The organism is Salinilacustrithrix flava, assembly GCF_041228405.1.
Lineage (GTDB): Bacteria > Actinomycetota > Acidimicrobiia > Acidimicrobiales > Salinilacustritrichaceae > Salinilacustrithrix > Salinilacustrithrix flava.
The window spans coordinates 3,034,596-3,046,483 of sequence record NZ_CP133888.1 but is presented as its reverse complement, the minus strand read 5'-3'; the positions used below and the strand labels follow the sequence as shown (position 1 = coordinate 3,046,483).

Sequence of the window (11,888 nt, the reverse complement as noted above, 5' to 3'; positions counted from 1 at the left end):
GTGGTCCACCTCCCTCCGGAGGGCGGACACCCAGTGACGTTTCGGGACGGACCCGGACGCTTGGTTGCCCCTCGCGGGGCCGCATCCCCACCCGGAGGAGGGAGGCACCTTGGGTGTCCGTTCCCAGGTTGCCGGACCCGGTCACCCGGGCCGCTCGTGATGCACGTACGCGCCGGAGTGTACGTGGAGGCGGGCGGAGCGGGCACAACGGGTTGCCGCCGGCGGCTCAGCGGCGCGGCCGGCGGGCGTCCCACCAGGCCAGCAGGGTCGCGTCGTCGACGCCGAGGGCGGCATCTGCGAGGCGGGCGACCTCGGCGACCTCGGCCCGACCGGTGCTGGCAGCGCGGGCGGCCTCGGCCGCGAGGTCCCACGCAGCGCCGTCGTCGGGCACCGGCAGGGCCTCGAGCAGCGCCTTGGTGGGGCGACACGCCCCGGCGGAGAGGGCGGTGCCGGCGCTGCGGCGGAACAGCCACGCGGTCACGGCCGGTGCGTGCAGCGCGGCGAGGAGGTGCCACAGCCGGTCGGGGTCGTGGGGACGGACGCACACCACGGGCACGGAGCCGAGCAGCACGCCTGCCGGGTCGGCGACGGCCTCGAGCACCTTGGTCTGCGTGGCCACCAGCAGCTTCGGTCCCGCCTGCACCTGCGCCCACCGGGCAGATCGACCCTGGAGCACCGTCACGTCGACGACCGGGTCGCGCCACCGGCGGCCGGCGAACCGCTCGCCTCGTTCCAGCAGCCGGCACGGGTCGATGCCCCCGGCCGTCACCAAACGGGACCGCCCGGCGGCCGTGCCGTCCGCCTCTGTGACCGCCTCGACGATGCCGTAGTACTCGTCGCGGAAGCCGGCGTGCACCGACGCAAGCTCGCCCAGGGTGCGCCGCGGCCCGAGGACGATGGAGGGGATGCCGGCGGCATCGGCGAGCGCGCCCACCCAGTCGTTTCCCGACGGGGCCGGCACGGAGCGCCGCCGCAGGACCGGCGCGCACACGTCCACGTTGGCGGCGAAGGCCCGTCCGTCGTCGACGACGGTGTGCACGAGGTCGGCGTGCGCGTCGATCCGGTCGCGCACGACCGCCGCGTCCCGGGCCGCCAGGAACGACTGCGGCAGGACGAGCGCCACGTGCCCTCCGGGCACGACCTGCTCGACGGCCGCGAGGGCGAACAGCCAGGCCGGGTCGGTGTAGGCGCGCACGGCGTCGCCGTGCCTCGTCCGGAGCGCAGCTCGGCGCTCGGCGTCGACAGAGGTGGCCGAGCGGAGCTGGCCGAGGAAGGGCGGGTTCCCGACGACGGCGCCGGCGGGTCCGACGTCCTCGAGGAGGGCGTCACCCACCGCGACGACCGGCTCGACCTCGGCGCCGTGGCGGGCCGCCCACCACCACAGGGCGGCCTCGGCCACCGCGACGGCGGTCTCGTCGAGATCCTGCCCGCGCAGCCGATCGACCGCGTCCGCCGGGTCGACGCCGAGCGCGAGCAGCCGCTCGGCCGCCGCGAGCAGGAACACGCCACCGCCGCAGGCCGGGTCGACGACGGGACCGAGATCGGCCGCGGCCCGGTCCGGGAGTGCCCGGGCGACGAGCGCTTCGGCCAGCCAGGTCGGCGTGTACCAGGCGCCGCGCCGGACCCGGTCGTCAGGGGCGGCCAGGCGCTCGTGGAGCGGGCCGAGATCTTCGGGGCCGTCGATCTGGTGGACGCTCTCGAGGCTGTCCGCGCCGGCCAGCAGACGGAGCCCGCCGGGGAGGTCGAGGGCTTCTCGACGCGTGGCGTGCAGGAATGCGCCGGCGATCGTCGCCACCAGGCTCGGCTCCGGCACGGCGGGGCTCGCGCTAGGAGGCGAAGGGGTCCCAGCCGGCGAGGTCCTTGAGGCGCTCGTCGTTGGAGAACATCTCCACCATCGGGTGCTCGTCGAGTCCCAGGCGGCGCTGCAGGAGCTTCACCGACATCTCCTCGTCCCACTTGATGAGGGTGACGGCCACGCCCGTGGTGCCGGCCCGGGCGGTGCGGCCCGAGCGATGCAGGTAGGTCTTGTGGTCCGGCGGCGGATCCCAGTGGATCACCGTGTCGATGAGGTCGATGTCCAGACCGCGGGCGGCGACGTCGGAGGCCACCAGCGCCTGGATCTTGCCGTCGGTGAATCGCTGGAGCGCCTTCTCCCGGGCCCGCTGGGGCAGGTCGCCGTGGATGGGCGACGCCTTCACGCCGAGGTCGTCGAGGTCGTCGGCCAGGCGGTCGGCGGCGCGCTTGGTGTTGGAGAAGATCAGCGTGCGGTTGCCGTTCTCGACGATGGCCGCCACGACCTTGGCCTTGTCCCGCTCGTGGATCTTGATGAAGCGGTGGTGCATCTGGTCGACGGTGACCGTCTCGGAGACGACCTCCTTGGTGACCGGATCCGTCTGGTAGCGGTCGATCAGCGCGCCGACGGAGCCGTCGAGGGTGGCCGAGAACAGCAGCGTCTGGTGCCCGCCGGGCACGTGGCGCAGGACCCACTCGACCTGGGGCAGGAAGCCCATGTCGGCCATCCGGTCGGCCTCGTCGACGGCGACCATCTTGACCTCGTCCAGCTTCACGTCGCCCCGCTGGAGCAGGTCGATGAGCCGCCCCGGCGTGGCCACGATGATGCCGGTGCCGTCGTCGATGGACTTGATCTGCTTCTCGATCTTCTCGCCGCCGTACACGGCGGTGATGGTGTGGCCCTTCACCTTGGCCAGGGGTTCGAGCACCTCGGCGACCTGGAGGGCCAGCTCGCGGGTGGGGCAGAGCACCAGACCGGCCGGGCCCTTGTGGATGTCGTCGGGCTCGGGGAGCGCCATGACCATCGGGACGCCGAAGGCCAGGGTCTTGCCCGAGCCGGTCTTGGCCTTGCCGCACACGTCGCGGCCGGAGACCGCGTCGGGGATGGTGAGCTCCTGGATGGGGAAGGGCGATTCGATGCCCTGGGAGGCGAGGCACTCGACCAGGTCTTCGTCGATGCCCAGTTCTGCGAAAGTCGTCATGTAGACGTCAACGGTACCGCCAGATGCCGCAGGCTCCGCGATCGCCGGTACCGTCCGGGCGTGCGCGACCGGCTGACGAAAGCCCAGGTGGAGGCACTGCTCGGTCACCTGGACGGCTCGACCGAGGAGCTCGCCGGCGCGATCGCCGAGGCCGTCGAGGTGCTCCACGGCACCCCGGACGTGGCCGGCGTCCTCGACTCGCTCGGCCGCCACCACGACGCCGCCCGGGTCCGAGCCGGCGACGAGGCCACGCTCTGGGCACTGGCCACCGAGCTGAACGAACGCCGGCGGCTCTGAGCGCGAGCGCTCTCGTCGGCGCCGGGGACCTGTCAGACTCCGCGCGTGGAGCTGGCGCACGACCTCGGGGGGCGGGAGGGCTTCGGCTCGGTCGACGTCGAGCCCGACGAGCCGGTCTTCCACGAGCCCTGGGAGCGCACGGCGCGTGCCCTCGTCTTCGCGGCGATGGGCACCCACCCCGATCCGACGACCTCGGCGTTCCGGCACGCCATCGAGCGGATGGACCCCGGCCACTACCTGGCCAGCAGCTACTACGAGCACTGGCTCACCGCAGCCGCCACCATCGCGGTGGAGAGCGGCGTCGTCGCGCCGGCCGAGCTCGAAACCCGGGCCGGCGGCGCCTTTCCTCTGGCTCGGCCGGCCGTCCAGCCGGAGATCGACGGCACCGGCACGCAGCGCTTCGAGGTCGGTGACCGGGTGCGCGTCGTCGCCGCACCGCACGGGGGACACACCCGCTGCCCGGCCTACCTCTGCGATCGGACCGGCACCGTCACGCGGGTCGACGGCCGGTTCAGCCTCCCCGACGTCGAGGCGCACTCGACGGAGCGCGTCGAGGAAGGCACCTACGGCGTGGGCTTCTCGGCGCGGGACCTGTGGGACGACGCCGAGCCGGACGTCGTCGTGCACGTCGACCTGTGGGACAGCTACCTGGAGCCAGCATGAGCACCGACCACCACCACCCCGCCGAGCCTGCGCCGATCGAGCGGCGCGTGGCCGCCCTGGAGGCGCTGCTCACCGAGCGCGGCCTCGTCTCCCCCGGCTTCGTCGACGAGGTCAACCGGGCCTACGAGGAGGACATCGGGCCGCGCAACGGGGCGAAGGTCGTGGCACGCGCCTGGGTCGACCCCGACTACCGCCGACGGTTGCTCGCCGACAGCACCGCGGCCATCGCCGAGCTCGGCTTCGGTGGCGCCGAGGGCGACCACATGCAGGTCGTCGAGAACACCGACTCGGTGCACAACGTGGTCGTGTGCACCCTCTGCTCGTGCTACCCGTGGCCCGTGCTGGGCCTGCCGCCGACCTGGTACAAGGACCCGGCGTACCGGGCGCGGGTGGTGCGCGAGCCGCGTGCCGTGCTCGCCGAGATGGGCTGCCAGCTGGACGACGACGTGGAGGTCGCGGTCTGGGACTCGTCGGCGGAGCAGCGCTACCTCGTGCTCCCGCAGCAGCCCGCGGGCACCGACGATCTCTCCGAGGACCAGCTCGCCGAGCTGGTGACCCGCGACGCGATGATCGGGGTGGCCCGCCCGTGAGCGGACTCGACGCGGTCGACGTCCCCCGCCGCAACGGCGAGCTGGCGTTCGACGCCCCATGGCAGGCCCGGGCCTTCGGCCTCGCCGCAGCCATCGTGGAGACCCGCTTCGACGGTGACTGGGCGCCCTTCCGCGCCCGGCTCATCGCCGCCATCGCGTCCGACGATGGTCGCCCCTACTGGGAGAGCTGGACCCTCGCGCTCGAAGACCTCCTCGTCACGACCGAACTGGTCACGGTCGGCGACCTCGACGAGCTCTCCCCCTCCTGAGCCGCGGCTGCGTCACCGGGAACGTCGGGCCCCTCAGCGGCGGCGCATGCCCCGGACCCGACGGTCGCCGACGTCCACGCCCTCGGCGGCCAGGCGACGTCGCTGCTCGGCCTCCTTGCCCGGGGCGAGGCGGCCGTCGGCGGCGACGACCCGCCACCACGCCACGTCGCCGCCGCTCGTGGCCATCACCCGACCCACGGCGCGTGCGGCGCCGGGGCGGCCGGCCTCGGCTGCCACCTCGCCGTAGGTGATCACCTCGCCGGCCGGCAGCGCCGACAGCACGGCGAGGACCGCCTCCTCGAACGTCGTGGCCACTGCGGTTGCCTACCATCGCCGCCGATGCGCACGCTCACCGACGCCGATGCCGATCGCCACGCTGCCGAGATCGAGGAGCAGGGCTACACGATCGTCCCGGATGCCTTCGATGCCGCCTTCGCCGGGGAGGTGCTCGAGGCGCTCGACGCCATCATCGAGGCACGTGCCCTGACTCCGGCCGACAACGGCTTCGAGGGTCGTGACACCTACCGCGTGTACAACCTGCTCGCCCACGGCCAGGTCTTCCAGCGGATCCCCACCGCGCCGGCCGTGCTCCCGGTCGTCGAGCGCGTCCTCGATCGCGAGTGCCTGCTGTCCACGCTGTCGTCGATCGACATCCGCCCGGGCGAATCGGCCCAGCCCATCCACTCCGACGACCAGGTCATCGGCCTCCCCCGCACCGGGTTCCCGACCGTGTGCAACTCGATGTGGGCGATCACCGACTTCACCGAGGCCAACGGCGCCACCCGGCTCGTCCCCGGTTCTCACCGGGAGCCCGACTACCCGGTGTACGGCGAGGCCTACGACACCGTCCCCGCCGAGATGCCGGCCGGCAGCGTGCTCCTCTGGCACGGCAGCCTGTGGCACGGGGGCGGGGCCAACCGCAGCGACGGCCGGCGGGTCGGCATCGCCGACAACTACTGCGCCGGGATGATCCGCCAGCAGGAGAACCAGCAGCTCGGCGTGCCCCGCGAGATCGCCGCCACCTTCGACAAGCGCCTCGCCCGGCTGTGCGGCTACGGCACGTACCGGGGCCTCATCGGCCACATCGACAAGACGGACCCGCTCCGCCTGCTCGACCGGGACGACGCCGACGACACCATGCTCTGGGACGCCGGCTGAGCATGGCCGCCCTCGACCAGATCGACCGCTGGGACGTCCCCACCGTCGCGGCCGGGGTCATCGGACCGGACGGCCTCCTCACCGCTCGCGGCCCGACCGACCGGACCTTCCCGCTGGCATCGGTGAGCAAGGTGCTGGCCGCCATCGCCGTCCACGTCGCGGTCGAGGAGGGCACGGTCGGCCTCGACGACGACGTCGCCAGCGCCGGCGGCCCGGAGGGCGCCACCGTGCGCCACCTGCTCGCCCACGCCAGCGGCCTGCCGCCCGACGGCGATCGCACGCCGCTCGGTCCACCCGAGCGCAAGCGGATCTACTCCAACGTCGGCTTCGAGGTCCTCGGCGACCACGTGGCGGACCGGACCGGCATGGACATGGACGACTACGTGCGCGCCGCCCTCGTCGACCCACTCGGGCTCGGCGCCACGACGATCGCAGGCTCACCGGCTCACGGCTACGCGTCGTCGGTGGACGACCTGGCCGCGCTCCTCGTCGCCCTGCACGCCGGGCGCCTGCTCGCGCCGGGTTCCATCGCGGCGATGACGACGCCGGCCTTCCCCGACCTCGCCGGCGTGCTCCCCGGCTACGGCGCCCAGGACCCGAACCCGTGGGGGCTCGGCGTGGAGGTGCGTGGCACGAAGGATCCGCACTGGACCGCGCCGACCAACAGCCCCGAGACGTGGGGCCACTTCGGGCGGGCCGGCACCTTCCTGTGGTGGGACCCCGACGTCGAGGTGGGCCTCGTCGTGCTCACCGACCGGGAGTTCGGCCCGTGGGCGATCGACGCCTGGCCGCAGCTGGCAGCCGAGGTGCTCGCCGAGCACGGCTGAGCACGGCTCAGGGCAGCTCCCGAGCCACCCAGTCCGCGAGCAGCGGGTCGGTGAGCGTGGAGGCACCGGGCCCGAACAGCAGGTGACCGGCATCGACGAGCGCGTCGCGGGCGATCGTGATCGAGGACCGCGACAGGTCGTGGAAGCGGCCCTCCGACGCGGCGAAGGGCGCGCCCGTGCGGACCACGGCGCGAAGCACGGCCTGCTGGGTGCTCGTGAGCATGCCGAAGAAGTCCCGCATGCCCGGGGCGACCCGGGACCGGACGCCGGCGAGGGCGGCGTCCCAGGTGTCGGCGGTGGCGGCTGCCCCTGGCTCGGTGAGCCACCACGCCGCGTCGGCCAGCTCCATCGAGCGCTGCGGGTGCCCGGCGCCGAAGGAGGCGATGGCGGACGCCACCGGGCCCGCATCGCGATCGGTCGACCGGAAGCCACGGTGGACGATGTCGACCACCGCCTCGATCGGGAGCGGCTGCAGCTCGATGCGGCGGGCTTGGGAGTAGAACGGCTGGTCGGTGTCGCCGAAGAGTCGGGCCATCATCGTCGGCTTCGACCCGGCGAAGGCCAGGCCGAGCTCGCGGTACACGGGCTGCAGGTGCGAGCGCATGAGCTCCAGCACGTTCCCGACACCGATGGCGTCGGCGACCTCGTCGATCACCAGCAGGGTGCGGTGGTGCTCGGCCACGCGGACCAGCGACTCCAGGAGGGCGTGGGTGGTGGCCGTCGCGTCGGGCGCCGACCGGGCCGAGCGCCGCAGCTCCGCCGACACGACCCCGATGCTGATGCGGAGGCCGCCCGCCACGCGGTCCAGCGCCTCGCGGAACCGGCCCGTGCTGGAGCCGAGGGCCCGGTCGAGGCGCACGGCGAAGTCCGACACCGACGACAGGCCGTACAGGTCGAGCCACACCGTCGTGGTCGGCTCGACCTGGTCGAGGAGCCAGGCGCCCCGGCGCAGCAGGCTGGTCTTGCCGTAGCGGCGGGGCGCGACCAGCGCGATCGGCACCCGGCCGCCCAGGAGCCGCACCAGCGCCGCGGCCTCCTCGTCGCGGCCGGTGACCTCGTCGGCCTCCAGCGGTCCGGAGTGCGGGAAGGGCGATCGCTCCACGCGGGCACCGTACCGCGGCCCGAGTGACAGTTACCCGAAGGTGGGAGCGTATCGGTACCGAACTTCGGTACCGATACGCTCCCGCTCGACGGGATCAGAACTGGGCGGGCTCCAGGGCCATGAGGTCGCCGAACCCGGCGGTGACGGCACCGGTGAGGCCGGCGGCCTGCGGGAGCAGCTGGGTGGCGTAGAAGCGGGCGGTGGTCTGCTTGGCGGCGAGGAAGTCGTCGCTGAAGCCGGCGCCGTCACCGGCAGCGAGGTCGGCTGCCTCCATCGCCGACTCGGCCAGCAACCAGCCGCCGGCGACGATGCCGAACTGGCGCATGTAGGGCGTGGCCCCGGCGAGGGCGTGGCGCACGTCCTCGAGCCCGTTGGCCATGATCCAGTCGGTGCTCTCGGTGAGGGCGGCCAGCCCGTCAGCGAGGGCGTCGGCGATGACGGCGTGCTCGCCCCCGGCGGCCCGGCCCTTCTCGACCGTGGCGGCCACGTCGGCGAGGAAGTCCTTCACCACGCCACCGGCCCGCATGGGCAGCTTGCGCCCGACCAGGTCCATGGCCTGGATGCCGTTGGTGCCCTCGTAGATCGGGGCGATGCGGGCGTCGCGGAAGTGCTGGGCGACGCCGGTCTCCTCGACGTAGCCCATGCCGCCGAACACCTGGATGGCGGTGGAGGCGATGTCGACGCCGAGATCGGTGCCCCAGCCCTTGCACACCGGGATGAGCAGGTCGACGCGCTCCTGGGCGGTGGTGCGGGTCTGCTCGTCGGCGTGGTGGTGGGCCCGGTCGATGCCGGCCGCCGTGTAGTAGATGACGGCGCGCATCGCCTCGAGCTGGGCCTTCATGGTGAGCAGCATGCGACGCACGTCGGGGTGCTCGATGATGAGGCTCTGCTCCCCCGCCGGCGCCCCGACAGCCCGACCCTGCTGGCGCTCGTTCGCGTACTGCACCGCGTCCTGGTAGGCGCGGTCGCCCACGGCGAGGCCCTGCAGGCCCACGGAGAGCCGGGCGTTGTTCATCATCGTGAACATGTACGCCATGCCGCGGTTCTCCTCGCCGACGATGTAGCCGACGGAGCCGTCGTAGTCGAGGACGCAGGTGGGGCTGGCCTTGATGCCGAGCTTGTGCTCGATGGACTGGCAGACCACGCCGTTGCGGTCGGTGAGGTTGCCGTCGTCGTCGATGAGGACCTTGGGCACGATGAACATCGAGATGCCCTTGGTGCCGGGAGGGGCATCGGGGGTGCGGGCCAGGACGAGGTGGACGATGTTGTCGGCCATGTCGTGCTCGCCCCAGCTGATCCAGATCTTGGTGCCGGTGATGCGGTAGGTGCCGTCGTCCTGGGGCTCGGCCTTGGTGCGCACCGCACCGACGTCGGAGCCGGCCTGGGGCTCGGACAGGTTCATGGTGGCGGTCCACTCGCCGCTCACCATCCGGGGCAGCCACGTCTCCTTGATGGTCTCGTCACCGTGCTCGAGCAGCGCGTCGATGGCGCCCTGGGACAGCAGCGGGGCCATGGAGAACGCCTCGTTGGCGGCGGTCATCATCTCCTGCATGGCGATGCCCACCAGCCACGGGAAGCCACCTCCGCCGAACTCCTCGGGGAACGGCACCCCGCCCCAGCCGGCCGCCACGTAGTCCTTGTAGGCGTCGATGAACCCGGTGGGCGTGGTGACGCTGTTGTCCTCGGCGTGCCAGACGCTGGTCTCGATGTCACCGACCCGGTTGATCGGAGCGACCTTGTCCTCCATGAACCGGGCGCACTCCTCCAGGATGCTGTGCACCATGTCCGGCTCGGCGTGGCCGAACCCCTCGTACGAGGACAGCTCGCCCAGCTTGGCGATGCGGTCCAGCACGAAGCGGATGTCGTCGAGGGGTGCGGTGTAGTCAGCCATGGCGTCCGAGCCTACCGAGAGGCCTACCGAGGGGTAACCGGGGCTCCGTGGCAGGCTGCACGGGCCCATGGGACCGACCGACGCCATGCCCCCGACCGTGCACCGCGCCCGGTTCGCCGACCTCTCCGCCCAGGACCTCTACGCCATCCTGCGGCTCCGCTCCGACGTGTTCGTGGTCGAGCAGGACTGCGTGTTCCTCGACCTCGACGACCGGGACCACGAGCCCACCGCCGAGCACCTGTGGACCACCGACGAGGCCGGGGTGACCGCCACGCTGCGCCTGCTCCACGACGGCGGCACGGCGTGGTCGATCGGCCGCGTCGTGGCTCGTGCCGACGTGCGCAGCCGCGGGGTCGCCGCCCACCTGCTGCGCGCCGGCCTCGACCGGCTCCGCGAGCTGGGCGCGGAGACCGTCCACATCGGCGCCCAGGCCCAGCTGCGCGACTGGTACGCCCGCTTCGGGTTCGCCCAGTCCGGCCCGCGCTACCTCGAGGACGGCATCCTCCACCTGCCGATGGCGCTCACCCTGGACGAAGGACGATGAGCCTCGTCACGCTCGACAACGGGATCCTCGCCTGGCTCGCCGAAGACCCGGGCGACGGCCGCCCGAACGCCGGGCTCGTCGTCGACGCGGACGCCGCGACCGCGATCGACACGCTCTGCGTGCCATCCCAGACCGCGGCCTTCGTCGCCGCCATCGAGGAGCTCGGCCTCCGGGTGCGGCGCACGGTCCTCACCGCGTCGACCATCGAGTTCGTCGGCGGCACGGCGATGTTCACCATGTCCGGCATGTACGGGCGCCGCCAGACCAGCGTCCACCTCGACCAACCCCCGACGCCCGACATCTACCGCCGCCTGCTGCCCCAGGTGGCCGACGAGTTCGACGACGAGCTCACCACGAAGCCGATCAGCCACATCGTCGATGAAGGTGTCCAGCTCACGCCGGCCGTCAGCCTGCACCCGTGCTCGGGCGCGCAGGAGGAGAACCTCGTGGCCGTGGTCGATGCCGCCGGCATCTGCTTCGCCGGCGCCATGGCCAGCTTCGGCGTCACGCCGCGCTGCTACCAGGGGGACCCGGCCCGTTGGGCCGACGAGCTCGACCGCATCCTCGAGCTCGCCCCGATCATCGTGCCGGGCCATGGCGGCATCGGCGGCGAGGAGGAGGTGCGCGAGCTGCAGGGCTACCTGCGGGCCTGCGTCGCCGCCGACGGCGACCCGGGCGCGATCCCCGCGGGGCCGTGGGACGGCTGGCGCCAGCGCGAGCACGACGAGGTCAACGTCGAGCGCGCCGCCATGCTCGCCCGGGGCGACACCTCGATCCCTCCCTCGATGCTGCGAGCCGCCGGCCTGGCCTGACCCCGGATCCGTTACACGGTGGGCATCACGACGTAGCGCTCGGCGAGGGTGCCGGCGGGCAGGCCGCCCGCCTCGGCGTTGGCGCCGTTCCACTCCCGCAGCCGGTCCTCGATGCCGTCCGGGTCCGTCATCTGGCTGACGTGGCAGAGCAGGGCCTTGATCTTGCGGTCGAAGGTGTCGGTGATGTCGACGAAGGCCTCCTCCGCGCCGGGCACCGCGCCCATGACCCACAGCTCCTCCACGGTCCACGGCTCGAGGCCCTCGGCCAACAGCTCGGTGAAGGTGAACGGGTTCCGGGAGTCCGGGTACACGGCGCAGCACGTCGCCTCCCCGCAGGCCAGGTGGTCCGGGTGGTTCCGGTAGACGCTGTCCATCGTCCGCAGCGGCGACTGGGTGACGACGCGTCGGGGGCGGACCTCGCGGATGATGCGGCTGATGTCGCGCCGGAGGTCCAGGGAGACCTCGAGGCGGCCGTCGGGGTAGCCGAGGAAGTGGAGGTCCTCGACGCCGACCTGGGTGGCGGCGTTGGTCTGCTCGCCACGGCGGATGCCGGCGATGTCACCGCGGGGCACGTCGGGGTCGAAGCCACCGGCGTCGCCGTCGGTGAGGATGCAGTACGTCACGTGCGCCCCCGCCGCCGTCCACCGGGCCACCGAGCCGGCGACGCCGAAGTCGACGTCGTCGGGGTGGGCGGTGACGACCAGGACTCGTTCGACTTCGTGATCCTCGAGCACGGCCGCAC

Annotated in this window: 14 protein-coding genes and 1 riboswitch; of the genes, 8 read left to right on the top strand and 6 right to left on the bottom strand. The window is 72.9% G+C overall.

Features of this window, described 5'->3' with window-relative positions; translation table 11 throughout:
* Positions 1-50 precede the first annotated feature (50 nt).
* Positions 51-168, bottom strand: a riboswitch (SAM-I-IV-variant riboswitch).
* Positions 169-226: 58 nt separating this feature from the next.
* Together RGQ06_RS14995 and RGQ06_RS14990 are read right to left on the bottom strand one after the other, a co-directional pair.
* Positions 227-1,795, bottom strand: coding sequence for an N-6 DNA methylase (locus tag RGQ06_RS14995; protein ID WP_432430486.1), 1,569 nt, complete (start codon positions 1,793-1,795; stop codon positions 227-229).
* A gap of 31 nt (positions 1,796-1,826) precedes the next feature.
* On the bottom strand, positions 1,827-2,993 hold the full coding sequence (locus RGQ06_RS14990) for a DEAD/DEAH box helicase (protein ID WP_432430487.1): 1,167 nt from the start codon (positions 2,991-2,993) through the stop codon (positions 1,827-1,829).
* 60 nt (positions 2,994-3,053) lie between these two features.
* Between RGQ06_RS14990 and RGQ06_RS14985 the strand changes: the two genes are divergently transcribed.
* The 4 genes from RGQ06_RS14985 to RGQ06_RS14970 are packed head-to-tail and all read left to right on the top strand — an operon-like array spanning position 3,054 to position 4,812.
* Positions 3,054-3,290: a hypothetical protein gene (locus RGQ06_RS14985; protein WP_432430488.1), complete on the top strand. Its 237-nt coding sequence runs from the start codon at positions 3,054-3,056 to the stop codon at positions 3,288-3,290.
* Between the two features lie 45 nt (positions 3,291-3,335).
* Positions 3,336-3,953, top strand: coding sequence for a nitrile hydratase subunit beta (gene nthB / locus RGQ06_RS14980; RefSeq protein WP_432430489.1), 618 nt, complete (start codon positions 3,336-3,338; stop codon positions 3,951-3,953).
* Positions 3,950-4,543: a nitrile hydratase subunit alpha gene (nthA, locus tag RGQ06_RS14975; RefSeq protein WP_432430490.1), complete on the top strand. Its 594-nt coding sequence runs from the start codon at positions 3,950-3,952 to the stop codon at positions 4,541-4,543. Before nthB ends, nthA begins: the two co-directional genes overlap by 4 nt.
* The gene (locus RGQ06_RS14970) at positions 4,540-4,812 is read left to right on the top strand and encodes a nitrile hydratase accessory protein (protein WP_432430491.1); all 273 of its coding nucleotides are present in this window, start codon (positions 4,540-4,542) and stop codon (positions 4,810-4,812) included. Before nthA ends, RGQ06_RS14970 begins: the two co-directional genes overlap by 4 nt.
* Positions 4,813-4,845: 33 nt before the next feature.
* Here the strand turns inward: RGQ06_RS14970 and RGQ06_RS14965 are convergent, their stop codons facing one another.
* Entirely contained in the window at positions 4,846-5,127 is a 282-nt protein-coding gene (locus RGQ06_RS14965) for an MGMT family protein (RefSeq protein ID WP_432430492.1), read from the bottom strand.
* A 24-nt stretch (positions 5,128-5,151) separates the two neighbouring features.
* On the opposite strand from RGQ06_RS14965, the gene RGQ06_RS14960 reads away from it, so the two are divergent.
* Positions 5,152-5,970, top strand: coding sequence for a phytanoyl-CoA dioxygenase family protein (locus RGQ06_RS14960; protein WP_432430493.1), 819 nt, complete (start codon positions 5,152-5,154; stop codon positions 5,968-5,970).
* Positions 5,971-5,972: 2 nt separating this feature from the next.
* Positions 5,973-6,797 carry a serine hydrolase domain-containing protein gene (locus RGQ06_RS14955; protein ID WP_432430494.1) on the top strand — a complete coding sequence of 275 codons (825 nt, stop codon included), beginning with the start codon at positions 5,973-5,975 and terminating at the stop codon, positions 6,795-6,797.
* Between the two features lie 7 nt (positions 6,798-6,804).
* Here the strand turns inward: RGQ06_RS14955 and RGQ06_RS14950 are convergent, their stop codons facing one another.
* Positions 6,805-7,899 (bottom strand): AAA family ATPase, encoded by a 1,095-nt coding sequence (locus RGQ06_RS14950; protein WP_432430495.1) that lies wholly within the window; start codon positions 7,897-7,899, stop codon positions 6,805-6,807.
* Positions 7,900-7,993: 94 nt separating this feature from the next.
* On the bottom strand, positions 7,994-9,790 hold the full coding sequence (locus RGQ06_RS14945; RefSeq protein ID WP_432430496.1) for an acyl-CoA dehydrogenase: 1,797 nt from the start codon (positions 9,788-9,790) through the stop codon (positions 7,994-7,996).
* Between the two features lie 67 nt (positions 9,791-9,857).
* On the opposite strand from RGQ06_RS14945, the gene RGQ06_RS14940 reads away from it, so the two are divergent.
* Together RGQ06_RS14940 and RGQ06_RS14935 are read left to right on the top strand one after the other, a co-directional pair.
* A complete protein-coding gene (locus RGQ06_RS14940; protein ID WP_432430497.1) occupies positions 9,858-10,334 on the top strand; it encodes a GNAT family N-acetyltransferase in 477 nt (158 codons plus the stop codon).
* A complete protein-coding gene (locus RGQ06_RS14935; protein WP_432430498.1) occupies positions 10,331-11,146 on the top strand; it encodes a hypothetical protein in 816 nt (271 codons plus the stop codon). The genes RGQ06_RS14940 and RGQ06_RS14935 overlap by 4 nt, the downstream gene beginning before the upstream one ends.
* An 11-nt stretch (positions 11,147-11,157) precedes the next feature.
* On the opposite strand, the gene RGQ06_RS14930 is transcribed toward RGQ06_RS14935, so the two are convergent.
* A complete protein-coding gene (locus RGQ06_RS14930; RefSeq protein ID WP_432430499.1) occupies positions 11,158-11,880 on the bottom strand; it encodes a PIG-L deacetylase family protein in 723 nt (240 codons plus the stop codon).
* Positions 11,881-11,888: the final 8 nt, after the last annotated feature.